The sequence below is a fragment of the Bacillus sp. ok061 genome (assembly GCF_900108285.1).
Lineage (GTDB): Bacteria > Bacillota > Bacilli > Bacillales > Bacillaceae_G > Bacillus_A > Bacillus_A thuringiensis_S.
Genome location: NZ_FNUW01000016.1, coordinates 66777 through 82643 on the forward strand (window position 1 = coordinate 66777; position 15867 = coordinate 82643).

Genomic DNA, 15867 nt, shown 5'->3' on the forward strand with positions numbered 1-15867 from the left:
AAGAAGCAGCAATAGCTGCTTCTTTTTTATAGTGCTTCTATAAATAAGGCAACCCCGATACCGCCACCGACGCATAAAGAGGCAATTCCTTTTTCTAACCCACGTCTTTTTAATTCGTGAATTAAACTTACTGTAATACGAGCCCCTGTACAACCAATTGGATGCCCAAGTCCTACGCCACTACCGTTTACGTTCACTTTTTCACGGTCTAAACCTAACTCTTTCTCTACAGCTAAATATTGAGCTGCGAAAGCTTCATTAATTTCAAGTAAATCTGCATCTTCTAATGACCAATCTACTTTTTCTAAACCTTTACGAATTGCTGGTGCTGGCCCAATACCCATAATTTTTGGATCTACCCCAGCTACTGAATATCCAACAATTCTAGCTAACGGTTGTAAGCCTTTTTCTTTCGCTTTTTCTTCGCTCATTAATACTAGAACTGCACTTCCGTCATTCAGGCCAGATGCATTTCCTGCAGTTACTGATCCGTCTTTACGGAACGCTGGTTTTAATCCTGCTAATTTTTCAGCTGTAATATCTGCACGTGGATGTTCATCCTTCGAAAATACTATTTCTTTTCTACGTTCTTTTATCGTAATAGGAACAATTTGATCGTCAAAGTATCCAGACTCAATTGCTTGCAGTGCCAATGTATGACTGCGAAGAGCAACTTCATCTTGTTCCTCTCTTGTAATTTCATATTGTTCAACTAAATTTTCCGCTGTTTCACCCATCATAATATGGTGAATCGGATCTTCTAACACTTCCCACACCGTGTCACGAATTTCTCCGTGCTGTAGACGTTGTCCCCAGCGGTGCTGTTTCAATGCATAAGGGCTCGAACTCATCGCTTCTACTCCACCTGCAACAACAACATCACTTACACCTAATTGGATTTGCATTGCAGCTGACATAATTGCTTGCATACCTGAAGAACATTGACGTTGGATTGTATATCCCGTAACTGTGTCAGGAAATCCTGCCGCTAATGCAGCTGTTCTCGCCGTATTTGCTTCATCAGTTCTTTGAATACAATGACCTAAAATTACTTCATCAACTTCATGTGGTTCTACCCCGCCTCGTTTTACAGCTTCCTGAAGTACAGGAACAGCTAATTCTACTGGCGTTACATTTTTTAGCGCTCCTCCAAAAGTTCCAATTGGCGAACGAACTGCAGCTGTAATAACAACATTATGCATTTTGTACTTGCCCCTCTCTTATGTACCCTAGTAAGTTTTTAGGTGAAATTCCATAAGATGTATATCTATAACTATCATACTATAAACATACTAAAAAATCAAAATATTTAATATAATAAAAATAGAAGGAATTAACCTTCTATTCTGTTAGCGCATATAAAAACTTTTGTAAAATTTTCTCTGTCGTTTCATTCAATTTTGGCAACTTATCAACCGGAAAATATTGGAGTTTGAGCCCTTCATGATCGAGCTTCAATTCCCCGCTCACATGATGTGCCTGATACAGATGAATGACATTGAAAATTTCATCGCCATTCGGATAACGGAAATATACTTCTTTTCCTGATAAAACACCAAGAAATTGCATTATTTTTGCAGTTAATCCCGTTTCCTCAAATAACTCTCTACGTGCAGTTTCTTCTGTCGTTTCGCCCAGTTCCATCGCCCCACCAGGTACACCCCAATCATATGTATCTGAACGATATTGAAGCAATACTTCTTGATTATCATTTAATATAATGATTGCTGATCCTACGAGAATAAGCGGCCTTGTACCAACGACTTTGCGTAACTCTTCAATATACCCCATATGTAAATTCCCCTTTCCCTAACCTCCCTTATCATAACAAAATTTTTCTCTTTTTGTTCATGTAATTTTAAAGAAAAAAAGGAAGCTTTCGCCTCCTTTTTTTCACCTTTATTTCTTAAAACTTTCATATTTTACAGCTTCAAAAGCTTCCTCAATTTCATCATTACGATAATGGACATATGTAAAACGACCTAATTCTACTAATCTTGCTATTTCCTGTAACACTTTATGTTGCTCATATGTTTCTTTCAGCTTAATATGTACATAAAACTTCATTAAAGGATGTTCATATAAAGGTTCTCCCACCTCTACATATACATCTTCAACCCCTTGTACAACTCTTACATAACTCGCAAATTGATAAAGTGCTTCTCTGTCTGAAACGATTTTTAATGTATACATATATTCTCCCCCTTTCCTTTACTATATCAAAAAGACGGCCACACCATGTTATAGAACTATGAAATTTTTTCGACTTGTCATCTATATATTCAATAAAGAAGGCGTTTATCCATACATAGCATCTTTTTCCCACATATATTATAGGAAGAATTTTTTATTTGAGGTGTTCCTTATGGATCCATACGTCAATATATGTATTTGCATTACTCCAGGCGCCGATATTTCTGATGACCGTATCGCAAAAGATTTAGCTGTTGCAGAATCAATTTGGCACCCTATTACATTTCAAATTCAAGAAGTCATTGTATTAAATGAACTTTTCCGTTTTTCTGACCGTGAAATCAGTTATAAAAATTCCATTCAAAGTCAAGAAAAGTTGGCATCCTTTTTCCAAGCATGTGTAAATGAAGCTCCTGAATGCGACCTTTATATTTGTTATATTGGCAGTAATTATTTCAAAGAAACAGCAGTAATTGCCTGCGCTTATTCTTTAGCAAAACAACAGCAACTTACTGGCTATATCGTTTTAACAAATTCGGCTGCTCCTATGAAAAATATATATACGCTCGCTCACGAAATTGGTCATATTTTATTTACAAGACGTGTTCATGGAAAACTTACTCATGCAGATCCTCATTCTCCAACCGGCTCGGAGCACCACCCTTCTCCAACAAATCTTATGTATCCGATAGTCCCTCGTCCAGAAAACATTCATATTCATTCCTTATTAACGGAAGAACAAAAAGCGCTCTCTTTACAAAGCTCTTTATTACAAAGAAAAAAACAGTAACCCTCATGTTACTGTTTAAAACAACTTATTCCAATCAACAAACCAAATCCCGGCTGCTAGAAATAAAAATAGACAACTAAATATAAATGTAATCCCTCTAAAAATCCCTATATAATATTTCTTTGGAAATAATTTTTGGTATATCCAGAGCAGCCGCTTTTTATTGAATTTCTAGTTCACACTTTTTCTTTCTTCAATTTTTAAAGACCATTTCATTAATCCATATATACTTCCATACATAAGTAAGACCTTTGCAATTCCCCAAAATACATTACTTTCTTCTAAGTCTTTAAATATGAACATAATTGCAAGAGGAACAATTAGCACCAAAACACCCATCCAGCCAAGAACATATACTTCACCAATAAGAAGTAATAAAAAGATAATTGCTGCTAATATATATGTTTGCATTGTCGACAATTGTAATATAGGCGTCCCATACCATTTATTCATAAACATCAATAACACCAATAATAAAATAGGAACCATTACTATTACATAAATAATTCCAAATTCTACTAATTTGCTTTTGAAAGAAGACATTCTAAATGCAACAATTGTTCCAATAATCGTAATGATTAAAACGATAGGATAACCGATTAACTGTACATTTGTTAACTTAAATTGTTGATTCGGACTTTCAAATAAAATATTTGTAAGTAACCAATATCCACCTATCCCAATTGTCATTCCTAAAATAGTCTTTATGCTCCCGCTTTTATCCTTCTCCATCTCTTTCGCTAATTCTTCCGCATACTCTTTTGGTGAGTCACCAAATATGTCACTTACTGTCTTTCCCTTTTTTTCACCTTCTATTAAATGAAGCTCTGCATCTTCTAGAAAAGCGTCCACATCTTCTTCTTTAATCCCTTTTGTTATTAAATATACTTTCGTATCGATTAAAAACTTTTCACCTTCTTTAGAAATCTTCATTATAACCCCTCCCTTATTTAACCATTTCTCTTCTATTCGTCTTCATCATAATTTCAACGAAAATTAAAATAAATAAACTTCCGTATAAACATATAAATTGAATTAGCATTGGCATAAGATCTTCCGATGTAAATGTTTTAAACACTAACATAATTGAAAGTGGAATGATTAAATATAAGTTTTTAAACCATCCTTCAAAATATATATTTATAGCTACTGTGATGATAAAAATCCCACCAGCTACTATATAACCTTGCACTTCGGTGAATGTGAGCGTTTTTGTCGGATAGATCACGTCTAATATCGTAACAGCTCCTAATAAAAACATTGGAGCAATCATAACTAAAGACCACATAGAAAACCATGTTTTTGTAAAACTTGTTACGAAGGCCATTTTACGAAGTAGAAAATTAGGACCTATAACAACTAAAATCAATGAAAAACTATAACCGATACACTGAATAAGTGAAATCTGTAACATTCCATGATTCACTATTAAGATAGAAGCAATAATCCAAAATGATACGATATTCATTACTGTAAAACCAATTTGCTTCCACGTCTCCTGTCTATCTCTTTCCATCACTTTTACAAGTTCATTTGCATATTCTTTCGGTGAGCTTCCAAAAATATCTTCTACACTCTTGCCCTCACTCTCACCTTCTATTAAATGCAACTCTGCATCTTCTAAAAAGTTTTCAATATCACTTTCTTTTACACTCTTTGCCGTCAAAAATAATCTCATATCTAATAAAAACTTTCGTGCTTCTCTTGATAGCATTATTTTTTTCTCCCCTTCCCTACTAGTAGACGCTCTACACTACTTTGCATCGCTTCCCAGCGATCCATAAATTCATTAAGTGCTTCCTCGCCTTTTTCTGTTAATGTATAATATTTTCGCTTTGGGCCAGATGGAGATTCCTTCATTACACTTGTTATTAATCCTTCCTTTTGCATTCGTATTAATAACGGATAAATACTTCCCTCACTCGCCATTGTAAAGCCATACTTCGCTAGCTTTTCACTCATTTCATAACCGTATATTTCACCTTCAGAAATAATAGCAAGTAAGCATCCTTCTAAAATCCCTTTCAACATTTGACTTGTTGACATAACTCAAATCCTCCTAACAATATTTTTCCAAATCTTTGCAGGATTTTTATTATCCCCTCTCTAAATAGAGCAATATGAGAACTTTATTACGAAGGGATGTTTTTCATCATGGTTACAAATCGAGTTGTCTTTTTAACAGGTGCTGCGAGTGGTATTGGATATGAAATGGGAAGTGCTTTTGCAAAAGAAGGTGCAAAAGTTGTGATTACTGATCGTCTTGAAGAACGTGCGAAAGAAGCTGCTGAACAATTACAAAATGAAGGTTTTCAAGCTATCGGTTTAAAATGTGACGTTACATCTGAAGAGGAAATTACAGCAGCAATTTCTCAAACAGTTGATCATTTCGGTTCATTAGATATATTAATTAACAACGCAGGAATGCAACACGTTTCACCCATTGAAGACTTTCCAACTGAAAAGTTCGAGCTGCTAATTCAAATTATGCAAATTGCTCCGTTTATCGCAACTAAGCATGCCTTTCCGATTATGAAACAACAAAAATATGGTCGTATTATTAATGTCGCTTCTATTAACGGCCTGGTTGGGTTTGCTGGAAAAGCTGCCTATAATAGTGCAAAACATGGCGTAATTGGATTAACAAAAGTTGCCGCTTTAGAAGGTGCTACGCATGGTATTACTGTTAATGCCCTTTGCCCTGGTTATGTCGATACCCCTCTTGTACGTAATCAACTACAAAACTTAGCTACTACAAGAAATGTACCACTTGAAAATGTTTTAGAAGATGTCATTTATCCACTTGTACCACAGAAGCGTTTGCTACAAGTACAAGAAATCGCTGATTATGCTATGTTTTTAGCGAGCGAAAAAGCGAAAGGTATAACTGGTCAAGCTGTCGTTATCGATGGTGGTTATACTGCTCAATAAAAAATAAAGTTTGCTCACGAAGAGCAAACTTTATTTTTTATCGCGAGGATCTTCGTACTTTAGTAATTGCCGCGGGAGCTTCTCAATTGCAACAATTACCCCCTCTAATTTACTTTCAATACGGTGGAGTAAATATAATGTTACAACAATTGGAAACCCTACATTACCTATCATCTTGATCCACTCTTCCATCCCCTTCTCCTCCTTTCATTATATAAGTAAGAGAAAACAATGCATTTAGGCATAAAAAAACAAGCTATTATGTATTAGCCTGTTTTTCAAATAATGATGCAATTTCTCGTTTATAATCCCCGCTTATAATACCTTTCTCAGTAATAATTCCTGTAATTAATTCGTTCGGTGTTACGTCAAATGCAGGGTTATAAACGTTCGTTCCAATTGGTGCTACTTGTTTTCCAAAGATTTTCGTAACTTCTGTTTCATCTCTTTCTTCAATAATTATCTCGGCTCCATTTTCTTTCCTAACATCAAATGTTGACAGTGGCGCAGCAACATAAAATGGGATATCAAAGTGCTTTGCTAAAATAGCTAAATTCATTGTCCCTATTTTATTTGCCGTATCTCCATTTGCGACAATTCGATCCGCCCCTACAATAATTGCATTTATTTCTTTCGTTTGAATAGCATGAGCTGCAGTATTATCTGTAATAAGGGTCACATCAATATTTGCTTGCTTCAATTCCCACGTCGTTAAGCGACCACCTTGTAAAACTGGTCTCGTTTCACACGCATATGCATGTAAACGCACACCTTTCTCTTTTCCAATATAAAAGGGAGCTAATGCAGTTCCATATCTGGCAGTTGCGATACTTCCAGCGTTACAGATTGTTAAAATATTATCGCCATCTTTAAAACATGTTAACGCATATTCCCCAATATTTCGGCACACCTCTTCATCTTCCTGCTGAATGCGAAGCGCTTCTTCTTCTAATGTTTTTTGTGCTTCTTTTATTGTAGTAATCTCTCGAATAGATTCTCTCATACGATCAATTGCCCAAAATAAATTGACTGCTGTCGGGCGTGACGTTCCTAAATAATTACAATCTCTATTAAACTTCTTTTGAAATTCTTCAATATGTACAGTGTTATATTTTTTTGATGCAAGCGCCAAGCCAAATGCAGCTACAATTCCAATTGCAGGCGCTCCTCGTACTTCTAACATTACGATGCTTTTCCAAACCTCTTCAATAGTCGTCAATGTTTTATATTCTGTGCTATGCGGCAATTTCGTTTGATTTAATACCGTAATTGCATCACCTTTCCAACTTACAGATATCGGAACAGTAACAATTGTACTCATGCTTTTATGCCTCCTGAAACTGTCTGTTGAAATAACGTTCGAAACAGTTGAATATCAGCACTTTTAGATTCATATTTTATTAGTTCTTTACCTAAGGATAGCGCTTGTTTCTTAGCTTGAATTCTTGTTTCTTTATTTTCTATTTCATCTAAATCTGCTACATGAGCTAAACCAATTGTTCTACGAATCAGTTCACATCCAGCAAATCCAACAGCATCAGTAAAGATATTTTGCAAAATAATTGGTAACCATTGTTTTTCTTTCGTATATGCTTCTACACCTTCTCCAATCCATAACTTTGTAAAAGTCTCTACAAAATAACTCCACGTCTTTTCTATATGGAAAAATAATACACTTCTTTTTTCTTCTTCTCTAGATAAAGCATTTAATAATAGATTTGCAATAAATTGACCTATGTCAAATCCAAATGGGCCATAGGTCGCAAATTCTGGATCAATCACTTTCGTTTCAGAAGGTGACGAAAAAATACTACCAGTATGTAAATCACCATGAATAAGAGTTTCTTTTCTTGTTAAGAACTTATATTTATATTGTGCTACTTTTAGTTTTAAAGTTTTATCACTCCAAAGTTCATCAACCACGAGCTGTAAATCTGGCTCATAATCATTTGTATCATAATGTCCAAACGGATCTGTAAACACTAAATCCTCTGTAATTTTACAAAGATCCGGATTTACAAAGGTACCTTCTAGTACCCTCTTCTCTTCTGATTGTAAACCAAAATCTGAAGTGTAAAATAAAACATGTGCTAGAAAACGGCCGATATGCTGGGATAAAAGCGGATATTCTTCTCCGTCTATTAATCCTTTTCTTGTAATTGTTAGTCTTGATAAGTCTTCTATTACCGTTATCGCTAACTCTTCATCATGACTGTACACTACCGGAACATAATCCGGTACATACTGCGCAAAAATTTGCAGTGCCTTGCTTTCAATCGTTGCTCTTTTTATAGACAACGGCCAACTTTCACCAACTACTTTCGCATAAGGCAGTGCTTGTTTTATTATAATGGATTTCTCTCCATCATCTAATTTGAACACGTAATTTAAGTTTCCATCTCCGATTTCATGACAAATGACATTTGCCTTCGCCTCAAAATAGCCATTCTCTTTCGCATATTGTACAGCTGTTATTTCTGTTAATGAATAATATCCCATCGTCTTCTCCCCCTTTTTAAATTCAGAGGTTTTTCTAACACAGAAAAACCTCTTTCCACTAAGAAAGAGGTTTGAAGTTTATCTTCTCCCCTCTTATCTGCCAGAAAGTTTTACTTTCTGCTGGAATTAGCACCGTGCCTTTTGGCGTAATAAACGCCCCATTTCACAATGGTATTACGGTCGGTTGCTGGGCTTCATCGGGCCAAATCCCTCCACCTGCTCTTGATAAGAGTTGTATAATTTTTTGAATTTTTAACTTTATGTTGAAGACTATACCAAGAATAAAAATCACTTGTCAACATTTTATTTGTATAATTCTGGACGGCGATCCGCAAAAACTGGAATTCCTTTACGTACTTCTTTAATTTTCTCGAATACAAGCTCTCCAAATAAAATTGATTCTTCTTCATTCGCTTCTACAACAACTTCGCCCCAAGGATCGACAATTAAAGAATGACCGGCAAACTCATTATTCGGATCCTTTCCTGCCCTATTACAGGCAACAACATAACACTGATTTTCAACTGCTCTTGCTTGCAATAGCAAACGCCAATGTGCTAAACGAAATAATGGCCATTCTGCTACAACAAATAAAACTTTTGAACCTTTCGCAGTATGAACGCGCATCCACTCTGGAAAACGAATGTCATAACAAATTGTGCCGGCGCACTCTATATCATCTAACTTAAATTCACCTGTACTATTTCCTGCGATTAAATATTTATGTTCATCCATAAGCTGAAATAAATGCACTTTACTATATTCATTGACTAGTTCTCCTTCCTTGTCTACCACATACATTGTATTTGTAACACCTTGCTCTGTTTGCTTCGCTATGGAACCACCAACAATATGTACACCATATTGTTTCGACCATTCTTTCAACTTTTCTTTCGTTTCCAATCCATCCCTATCTGCAATTTCAGAAAGTCTTGTTAAATCATATCCTGTTGTCCATAATTCTGGTAAGACAATAACATCCGGTCTCTCCTTCATCGCTTCGCTTATTTTATTTTTAGCATTCTCAATATTTTTTTCTACATCTCCAAAAACAATATCCATTTGAATACATGCGACTTTCATTTTTTCAGCCCCATTCTTATTTTTCTCTTTACAAAATACTGGAAAGATTATATCATTTGTCACTAGAATTGTAACAACTTTCAAAAGAGGTGGAAAGTATGAAATTATTTCAACCTTCTGAGATAGTAACATCATTGCCAACACAATTTTTCGCTTCACTTGTTGCAAAAGTTAACAAAGTCGTTGCAGCTGGTCATGATGTTATTAATCTAGGTCAAGGTAATCCAGATCAACCAACACCGCAGCATATCGTAAAAGCTTTACAAGATGCTGCAGAAAAGACCATTCATCATAAATATCCGCCATTTCGCGGACATGAAAGTTTAAAAGAAGCCGTGGCAACATTCTATCAACGTGAATATGATGTAGTAGTAAATCCGAAAACTGAAGTTGCTATATTGTTTGGTGGAAAGGCTGGATTAGTAGAATTACCAGTTTGTTTTACAAACCCTGGTGATACGATTCTCGTTCCAGATCCAGGCTATCCAGATTATTTATCAGGAGTTGCTTTAGCCAAAGCACAATTTGAAACAATGCCGCTTATTGCAGAAAATAACTTTTTACCAGATTATACAAAAATTAATAACTCTATTGCCGAGCGTGCAAAATTAATGTTTTTAAACTATCCAAATAATCCTACAGGTGCTACTGCATCAAAAGATTTTTTTGATGCAACTATTCATTTTGCTAATAAACATAATATATTAGTCGTTCATGATTTTGCTTACGGCGCTATCGGATTTGATGGTCAAAAACCTGTTAGTTTCTTGCAAGCAGACGGTGCTAAAAATACAGGTATTGAAATTTACACTCTATCGAAAACTTTCAATATGGCTGGATGGCGTATTGCTTTTGCAGTAGGGAATGAAAGTGTCATTGAAACCATTAACTTATTACAAGATCATATGTATGTTAGTATTTTTGGTGCAGTTCAAGATGCTGCCCGCGAAGCACTATTAAGTTCACAGTCTTGCGTAATAGACCTTGTAAATAGTTACGAATCTCGACGAAACGCTCTTATTTCGGCTTGTCAATCAATTGGTTGGAATGTAGACATTCCAACAGGGTCATTCTTTGCATGGCTTCCTGTTCCAAAAGGATATACCTCTGAGCAATTTGCTGATATTTTACTAGAAAAAGCACATGTTGCAGTTGCTCCTGGTGTTGGATTTGGTGAACATGGCGAAGGGTATGTCCGTGTTGGTCTCTTGCATACAGAAGATAGATTACGAGAAGCCATTAATCGAATTGATAAATTAAATTTTTTCAAAAAGTAATTGACAACATGAAAAATATCTGACAAAATTCAGTTATCTTAAAAATTTAAACATTTCTAAATACTTCTTATCAAGAGCAGGTGGAGGGACGAGCCCGACGAAACCCGGCAACCGATCTACAATTGTAGACACGGTGCTAATTCTCGCAGCATTACGCTGACAGATAAGGAGCTGGTTGTAAAAAAACCTCTCCTTAGCTGAGAGGTTTTTTTATTTAACTAGGAGGTTATAACAATGAGCGGAATTATAGCGACGTATTTAATCCATGATGATTCACATAACTTAGAAAAAAAGGCTGAGCAAATTGCACTTGGTTTAACAATTGGCTCTTGGACTCATTTGCCACAATTATTGCAAGAACAATTAAAGCAACATAAAGGCAACGTCATTCATATTGAGGAATTAGCTGAACATGAACATACGAATTCGTATTTACGTAAAAAAGTAAAACGCGGAATTATTAAAATCGAATATCCGTTATTAAACTTCAGTCCAGATTTACCAGCAATTTTAACGACTACATTTGGAAAGCTATCCCTTGATGGCGAAGTAAAATTAATTGACTTAACTTTTTCAGACGAGTTAAAAAAACATTTTCCTGGTCCAAAATTCGGGATAGATGGTATTCGAAACCTTTTACAAGTGCATGATCGTCCCCTTTTAATGAGTATTTTTAAAGGAATGATTGGACGAAATATTGGGTATTTAAAAACGCAATTACGTGATCAAGCAAGTGGTGGTGTAGATATAGTAAAAGATGATGAAATATTATTTGAAAATGCATTAACACCACTTACGAAACGCATTGTATCTGGAAAAGAAGTTTTACAATCCGTATATGAAACATACGGACATAAAACGTTATATGCCGTAAATTTAACAGGACGAACTTTTGATTTAAAAGAAAATGCGAAACGTGCAGTGCAAGCTGGAGCTGATATTCTATTATTTAACGTATTTGCTTACGGACTAGATGTACTTCAATCACTTGCAGAAGATGATGAAATTTCAGTTCCTATTATGGCACACCCTGCTGTAAGTGGTGCTTATTCAGCCTCACAGTTATATGGAATCTCATCTCCATTATTACTTGGAAAGCTACTACGTTATGCTGGTGCAGACTTTTCTTTATTCCCGTCTCCGTACGGAAGCGTTGCATTAGAAAAAGAAGAAGCTCTCAGCATTTCAAAATATTTAACTGAGGAAGATGTATTTTTCAAGAAAAGTTTTTCTGTCCCATCTGCGGGTATTCATCCTGGTTTCGTTCCTTTTATTCTGCAAGATTTCGGTAAAGATGTTGTTATTAATGCCGGCGGCGGGATACATGGGCATCCGTATGGAGCGCAAGGCGGTGGTAAAGCTTTCCGTACTGCAATTACAGCTACTTTGCAAGGTAAATTACTCCATGAAGTAGATGAAATTAATTTACATAGCGCACTACAAATATGGGGAAACCCCTCTCATGAGGTGAAGTTATGAGTATTCAAGTGTTTTGTGATTTCGATGGTACGATTACAAATAATGATAACATTATGTCCATTATGGAAAAATTCGCTCCACCAGAAGCAGAAGAAGTAAAAAATAGAATTTTATCACAAGAGCTATCTATTCAAGAGGGTGTTTCTCAATTATTTCAATTGATACCTACTCATCTGCGCGATAATATAATTCAATTTTTAAAAGAAACTGCCGAAATTCGCAGTGGCTTTCATGAATTTATACAATTCGTAAAGGAAAATAATATTTCTTTTTACGTTATATCAGGTGGAATGGATTTCTTCGTCTATCCACTCTTACAAGGACTCATTCCAAAAGAGCAAATTTACTGTAATGAAACAGATTTTTCAAATGAATACATTACGGTGAATTGGCCTCATCCTTGTGATCATCATTGTCAAAATCATTGCGGATTATGTAAATCATCACTCATCCGTAAATTGAGTGATACGAATGACTTCCATATTGTGATTGGAGATTCAATTACTGATTTACAAGCTGCGAAACAAGCAGATAAAGTATTTGCTCGTGACTTCCTTATTACAAAGTGTGAAGAGAATTATATTGCTTATACACCGTTTGAAACATTCCATGATATTCAAAATGAATTAAAACATTTGTTGGAGGTGAAATCATGAAACAACTTTTTCGTCAATGGTATGACTTAAGCGAGATAAAAAAAGAATTAACAACACGAAATTGGTTTCCAGCAACGAGTGGTAATATTTCTATAAAGGTTAGTCATGAGCCACTTACTTTTCTTATTACAGCAAGTGGTAAAGATAAAACAAAAACTACTCCAGATGATTTTCTATTAGTAGATTATCTAGGGGTTCCCGTATTAGAGACTGAATTACGCCCGTCAGCAGAAACAATATTGCATACACATATTTATAACAATACAAATGCCGGGTGCGTACTTCATGTTCATACAACTGATAACAATGTCATCACAAATTTATATAATGATGCAGTCACCCTTCAAAATCAAGAAATTATTAAAGCTCTCGATATTTGGGAAGAAGGTGCAACAATTAACATTCCTATTATCGAAAACCATGCCCATATCCCAACGCTTGGAGAAAACTTCCGAAAGCATATACAAGGTGATTCAGGAGCAGTATTAATCCGTAACCACGGTATTACCGTATGGGGCCGAGATAGCTTTGATGCAAAGAAAAGATTAGAAGCTTATGAGTTTTTATTCCAATTTCATATAAAACTATTATCAATTCAAGGAGGCGTTTCTAATGGCGCAAATTCGTATTCATGAAGTAAATACTCGCATTGAAAATGAAGTGGAAGTATCTAAATTTCTACAAGAGGAAGGCGTTTTATATGAGAAATGGAACATTTCTAAACTTCCTACTCATTTAAATGAAAATTATTCGTTAACAGATGAAAACAAAGCTGAAATATTAGCTGTTTTTTCAAAAGAAATCGCTGATGTTTCAGCAAGTCGAGGTTATAAAGCACATGATGTAATTTCACTTTCAAATAGCACACCTAACCTTGACGAATTATTAATTAATTTCCAAAAAGAACATCATCATACAGATGACGAAGTTCGCTTTATCGTCAGTGGTCATGGTATTTTCGCTATTGAAGGCAAAGATGGGAAATTCTTTGATGTTGAACTTGAGCCAGGCGATCTCATATCTGTTCCTGAAAATGCAAGACATTATTTTACCTTGCAAGATGATCGTCAAGTTGTAGCTATTCGTATTTTTGTGACAACTGAAGGCTGGGTTCCAATCTATTAAGGTAGTTAGTTGAATAAAAGGACTTGGACCCCCTTTTCCAAACTTTTATTCACTCTACATATATACATCCTCCTATGGAACAGGCTTATTTCATTTTTGAAATAAGCCTGATTTTTTATTTACTCAAAAGTACCACTTCATCACAAATTTAACACCTTGATTTTTCAAGTATATTTTTTGAACATTTTTTGAATATTTATTGAAATTTTTCTGAAAATTCTGTTTTGTATATGATATACTACAATTAATTAAGAAGGAAAATAATATCGCAAACAGAGGGGGATAATCATGAGCTTACTTATCGCACTTATACTTGGAGTTACATGTGGAGCATTTCCTGTTATTTTAGGAGCTATTATGGAAGAGTTAGAAATTGGTGTTTTAGGATTTGTTGCATCTTGTGTAAGCGCTTTATTGTTTGGTTTATTCGGCGCTATTCCGGTTTCAATTCTGTGTGCTTTTTATATAATACGCCATGCTCGTACAAAACAATTGGGTCCTAATCACATCGCACAAATTATCCCATTCCCGGTTGAACGATGCCGCCGCGCTTCTAACTTATAATTATAAAAATTAAAGATGACTAAATAAATAAAAGTCCTCAAATGAGGACTTTTATTTATTTTCTTCTAGAAATTGAAACAATTCTTGTAGATGTAGGGCATCTTCACCATAGCTAACAGATACATGAAATATACCGTCAATCTCAGCTTGCATATAAAGATCCACTCCATCACGATCATATTTCAATGCCAAATAAAACTCCATTTCTTCTAACATCTTTTTTGAGGTTCGAATTACATAATGCCCCTTCTCATCTCTTCCATATTCAAATTCTGGTTCAAAATCATACTTTTGTTTAAAAGCTTCTTTTTGTTTTTCATTAATTTTCATACAAGTAGCTCGCTGTACAGTATCAATCATCTCATCAAACTTTTGAAGGTCCACCTCGTTTACCCCCTTATATATTTTTTATATAATACTTGTGTTCCACTATTTTCTTCGCCATCCTTAATTAACTCTTCATACAATTCTTTCGCCATACTTAAGCCTGGGACTGGTAATTGTAATTTTTCTGCTTCCTCTAAAGCAATTTTCATATCTTTCATAAAATGCTTTACATAAAATCCCGGCTCAAAGTCTCCTTTTAACATTCGAGGAGCTAAATTACTTAATGACCAGCTACCTGCTGCCCCTGTTGAAATGCTCTCTAACACTTTATCTGGATTCAGTCCAGCCTTCTTCGCGTAAGCAACAGCCTCACATACTCCAATCATATTGGAAGCAATCGCAATTTGATTGCACATTTTTGTATGTTGTCCACTCCCAGCTTGTCCTTGTAATTGAATGTTTGTTCCTAACTTTTCAAGTAAAGGTAAGCATCTATCATATATTTCTTTCTCTCCACCTACCATAATTGCGAGTTTTGCTTCTTTCGCACCAACATCTCCTCCTGAGACAGGTGCATCTAACGTATATATTTTTTTGCTTTTTGCAACTTCATTAATGCGTTTTGCTAAAGTAGGTGTAGATGTCGTAAAGTCAATTGCTATCGTACCTTCTTTTGCATGCTCTATAATTCCTTCTATACCAAAATACACTTCTTCTACATCATGTGGATATCCAACCATTGTCATTACAATATCAACTTGCTTCACTAACTCTTTTGGCGTATCACACCAATGTGCACCATCTTGCACTAAAGAATCTGTTTTTGCTTTCGTTCTATTATATACATATACTTTATGACCATCTTGCATTAAGTGATAAACCATACTTTTTCCCATTACGCCAATACCAATGAAACCTATTGATAAAGTTTTATGTTCCATTT

Annotated in this window: 20 protein-coding genes, 1 pseudogene and 2 riboswitches; of the genes and pseudogenes, 8 read left to right on the top strand and 13 right to left on the bottom strand. The window is 35.2% G+C overall.

Annotation, left to right across the window (positions count from 1 at the left end):
- Positions 1–26: 26 nt before the first annotated feature.
- The 3 genes from C4S65_RS20425 to C4S65_RS20435 all read right to left on the bottom strand — a co-directional run bounded on the left by C4S65_RS20425 (position 27) and on the right by C4S65_RS20435 (position 2193).
- Entirely contained in the window at positions 27–1202 is a 1176-nt protein-coding gene (locus C4S65_RS20425) for an acetyl-CoA C-acetyltransferase (RefSeq protein WP_000552080.1), read from the bottom strand.
- Positions 1203–1341: 139 nt separating this feature from the next.
- Positions 1342–1791, bottom strand: coding sequence for an NUDIX hydrolase (locus C4S65_RS20430; protein ID WP_000540529.1), 450 nt, complete (start codon positions 1789–1791; stop codon positions 1342–1344).
- A gap of 108 nt (positions 1792–1899) precedes the next feature.
- Positions 1900–2193 (bottom strand): DUF3928 family protein, encoded by a 294-nt coding sequence (locus tag C4S65_RS20435; protein ID WP_000288331.1) that lies wholly within the window; start codon positions 2191–2193, stop codon positions 1900–1902.
- Between the two features lie 172 nt (positions 2194–2365).
- Here C4S65_RS20435 and C4S65_RS20440 point away from each other — a divergent pair, with 172 nt between their 5' ends.
- Positions 2366–2983: a hypothetical protein gene (locus C4S65_RS20440; protein ID WP_000371614.1), complete on the top strand. Its 618-nt coding sequence runs from the start codon at positions 2366–2368 to the stop codon at positions 2981–2983.
- 15 nt (positions 2984–2998) lie between these two features.
- On the opposite strand, the pseudogene C4S65_RS20445 reads toward C4S65_RS20440, so the two are convergent.
- The 4 genes and pseudogenes from C4S65_RS20445 to C4S65_RS20460 form a co-directional block, all read right to left on the bottom strand.
- A pseudogene (locus tag C4S65_RS20445) lies at positions 2999–3142 on the bottom strand (DNA-binding protein); the annotation flags it as partial.
- A 12-nt stretch (positions 3143–3154) separates the two neighbouring features.
- Entirely contained in the window at positions 3155–3916 is a 762-nt protein-coding gene (locus C4S65_RS20450) for a DUF1129 domain-containing protein (protein ID WP_086407643.1), read from the bottom strand.
- Between the two features lie 13 nt (positions 3917–3929).
- Positions 3930–4697 carry a DUF1129 domain-containing protein gene (locus tag C4S65_RS20455; protein ID WP_000952331.1) on the bottom strand — a complete coding sequence of 256 codons (768 nt, stop codon included), beginning with the start codon at positions 4695–4697 and terminating at the stop codon, positions 3930–3932.
- On the bottom strand, positions 4697–5029 hold the full coding sequence (locus C4S65_RS20460; protein WP_000107989.1) for a PadR family transcriptional regulator: 333 nt from the start codon (positions 5027–5029) through the stop codon (positions 4697–4699). The genes C4S65_RS20455 and C4S65_RS20460 overlap by 1 nt, the downstream gene beginning before the upstream one ends.
- Before the next feature lie 108 nt (positions 5030–5137).
- On the opposite strand from C4S65_RS20460, the gene C4S65_RS20465 reads away from it, so the two are divergent.
- The gene (locus C4S65_RS20465; protein WP_000258449.1) at positions 5138–5914 is read left to right on the top strand and encodes a 3-hydroxybutyrate dehydrogenase; all 777 of its coding nucleotides are present in this window, start codon (positions 5138–5140) and stop codon (positions 5912–5914) included.
- Positions 5915–5944: 30 nt separating this feature from the next.
- On the opposite strand, the gene C4S65_RS20470 is transcribed toward C4S65_RS20465, so the two are convergent.
- The 4 genes from C4S65_RS20470 to C4S65_RS20485 form a co-directional block, all read right to left on the bottom strand.
- Complete coding sequence (locus tag C4S65_RS20470; protein ID WP_000393336.1) at positions 5945–6106, bottom strand: YvrJ family protein; 162 nt, start codon at positions 6104–6106, stop codon at positions 5945–5947.
- A 67-nt stretch (positions 6107–6173) separates the two neighbouring features.
- Positions 6174–7235, bottom strand: coding sequence for an S-methyl-5-thioribose-1-phosphate isomerase (gene mtnA / locus C4S65_RS20475; protein WP_098838277.1), 1062 nt, complete (start codon positions 7233–7235; stop codon positions 6174–6176).
- Positions 7232–8413: an S-methyl-5-thioribose kinase gene (gene mtnK, locus C4S65_RS20480; RefSeq protein WP_000542690.1), complete on the bottom strand. Its 1182-nt coding sequence runs from the start codon at positions 8411–8413 to the stop codon at positions 7232–7234. The genes mtnA and mtnK overlap by 4 nt, the downstream gene beginning before the upstream one ends.
- Positions 8414–8503: 90 nt before the next feature.
- A riboswitch (SAM riboswitch) is annotated at positions 8504–8645 on the bottom strand.
- 71 nt (positions 8646–8716) lie between these two features.
- Positions 8717–9580 (bottom strand): carbon-nitrogen family hydrolase, encoded by an 864-nt coding sequence (locus C4S65_RS20485; RefSeq protein WP_142391559.1) that lies wholly within the window; start codon positions 9578–9580, stop codon positions 8717–8719.
- A 14-nt stretch (positions 9581–9594) separates the two neighbouring features.
- On the opposite strand from C4S65_RS20485, the gene C4S65_RS20490 reads away from it, so the two are divergent.
- The 6 genes from C4S65_RS20490 to C4S65_RS20515 all read left to right on the top strand — a co-directional run bounded on the left by C4S65_RS20490 (position 9595) and on the right by C4S65_RS20515 (position 14597).
- Positions 9595–10773 carry a pyridoxal phosphate-dependent aminotransferase gene (locus C4S65_RS20490; RefSeq protein ID WP_000765531.1) on the top strand — a complete coding sequence of 393 codons (1179 nt, stop codon included), beginning with the start codon at positions 9595–9597 and terminating at the stop codon, positions 10771–10773.
- 64 nt (positions 10774–10837) lie between these two features.
- Positions 10838–10943, top strand: a riboswitch (SAM riboswitch).
- A gap of 64 nt (positions 10944–11007) precedes the next feature.
- A complete protein-coding gene (mtnW, locus tag C4S65_RS20495) occupies positions 11008–12252 on the top strand; it encodes a 2,3-diketo-5-methylthiopentyl-1-phosphate enolase (RefSeq protein ID WP_061666339.1) in 1245 nt (414 codons plus the stop codon).
- A complete protein-coding gene (mtnX, locus tag C4S65_RS20500; RefSeq protein WP_000027471.1) occupies positions 12249–12908 on the top strand; it encodes a 2-hydroxy-3-keto-5-methylthiopentenyl-1-phosphate phosphatase in 660 nt (219 codons plus the stop codon). Before mtnW ends, mtnX begins: the two co-directional genes overlap by 4 nt.
- On the top strand, positions 12905–13543 hold the full coding sequence (locus C4S65_RS20505; protein WP_000811345.1) for a methylthioribulose 1-phosphate dehydratase: 639 nt from the start codon (positions 12905–12907) through the stop codon (positions 13541–13543). Before mtnX ends, C4S65_RS20505 begins: the two co-directional genes overlap by 4 nt.
- On the top strand, positions 13521–14033 hold the full coding sequence (locus tag C4S65_RS20510) for a cupin domain-containing protein (RefSeq protein ID WP_000057322.1): 513 nt from the start codon (positions 13521–13523) through the stop codon (positions 14031–14033). The genes C4S65_RS20505 and C4S65_RS20510 overlap by 23 nt, the downstream gene beginning before the upstream one ends.
- Positions 14034–14321: 288 nt before the next feature.
- Positions 14322–14597, top strand: a complete 276-nt coding sequence (locus C4S65_RS20515; RefSeq protein WP_000054662.1) for a hypothetical protein — start codon at positions 14322–14324, stop codon at positions 14595–14597.
- Positions 14598–14648: 51 nt separating this feature from the next.
- Here C4S65_RS20515 and C4S65_RS20520 read toward each other — a convergent pair whose 3' ends face one another.
- Both C4S65_RS20520 and C4S65_RS20525 read right to left on the bottom strand, forming a co-directional pair.
- Entirely contained in the window at positions 14649–14981 is a 333-nt protein-coding gene (locus C4S65_RS20520; RefSeq protein WP_000365616.1) for a DUF3909 family protein, read from the bottom strand.
- A 5-nt stretch (positions 14982–14986) separates the two neighbouring features.
- The gene (locus tag C4S65_RS20525; protein ID WP_000400425.1) at positions 14987–15865 is read right to left on the bottom strand and encodes an NAD(P)-dependent oxidoreductase; all 879 of its coding nucleotides are present in this window, start codon (positions 15863–15865) and stop codon (positions 14987–14989) included.
- Between the last annotated feature and the right edge of the window lie 2 nt (positions 15866–15867).

Coding starts and splice junctions, on each gene's coding strand:
- C4S65_RS20435 (WP_000288331.1), bottom strand. CDS start 2,193: ATGTATACATTAAAAATCGTTTCAGACAGAGAAGCACTTTATCAATTT.
- C4S65_RS20450 (WP_086407643.1), bottom strand. CDS start 3,916: ATGAAGATTTCTAAAGAAGGTGAAAAGTTTTTAATCGATACGAAAGTA.
- C4S65_RS20440 (WP_000371614.1), top strand. CDS start 2,366: ATGGATCCATACGTCAATATATGTATTTGCATTACTCCAGGCGCCGAT.
- C4S65_RS20515 (WP_000054662.1), top strand. CDS start 14,322: ATGAGCTTACTTATCGCACTTATACTTGGAGTTACATGTGGAGCATTT.
- C4S65_RS20460 (WP_000107989.1), bottom strand. CDS start 5,029: ATGTCAACAAGTCAAATGTTGAAAGGGATTTTAGAAGGATGCTTACTT.
- C4S65_RS20505 (WP_000811345.1), top strand. CDS start 12,905: ATGAAACAACTTTTTCGTCAATGGTATGACTTAAGCGAGATAAAAAAA.
- C4S65_RS20470 (WP_000393336.1), bottom strand. CDS start 6,106: ATGGAAGAGTGGATCAAGATGATAGGTAATGTAGGGTTTCCAATTGTT.
- C4S65_RS20525 (WP_000400425.1), bottom strand. CDS start 15,865: ATGGAACATAAAACTTTATCAATAGGTTTCATTGGTATTGGCGTAATG.
- mtnX (WP_000027471.1), top strand. CDS start 12,249: ATGAGTATTCAAGTGTTTTGTGATTTCGATGGTACGATTACAAATAAT.
- C4S65_RS20510 (WP_000057322.1), top strand. CDS start 13,521: ATGGCGCAAATTCGTATTCATGAAGTAAATACTCGCATTGAAAATGAA.
- C4S65_RS20425 (WP_000552080.1), bottom strand. CDS start 1,202: ATGCATAATGTTGTTATTACAGCTGCAGTTCGTTCGCCAATTGGAACT.
- mtnA (WP_098838277.1), bottom strand. CDS start 7,235: ATGAGTACAATTGTTACTGTTCCGATATCTGTAAGTTGGAAAGGTGAT.
- mtnW (WP_061666339.1), top strand. CDS start 11,008: ATGAGCGGAATTATAGCGACGTATTTAATCCATGATGATTCACATAAC.
- C4S65_RS20490 (WP_000765531.1), top strand. CDS start 9,595: ATGAAATTATTTCAACCTTCTGAGATAGTAACATCATTGCCAACACAA.
- mtnK (WP_000542690.1), bottom strand. CDS start 8,413: ATGGGATATTATTCATTAACAGAAATAACAGCTGTACAATATGCGAAA.
- C4S65_RS20455 (WP_000952331.1), bottom strand. CDS start 4,697: ATGCTATCAAGAGAAGCACGAAAGTTTTTATTAGATATGAGATTATTT.
- C4S65_RS20430 (WP_000540529.1), bottom strand. CDS start 1,791: ATGGGGTATATTGAAGAGTTACGCAAAGTCGTTGGTACAAGGCCGCTT.
- C4S65_RS20465 (WP_000258449.1), top strand. CDS start 5,138: ATGGTTACAAATCGAGTTGTCTTTTTAACAGGTGCTGCGAGTGGTATT.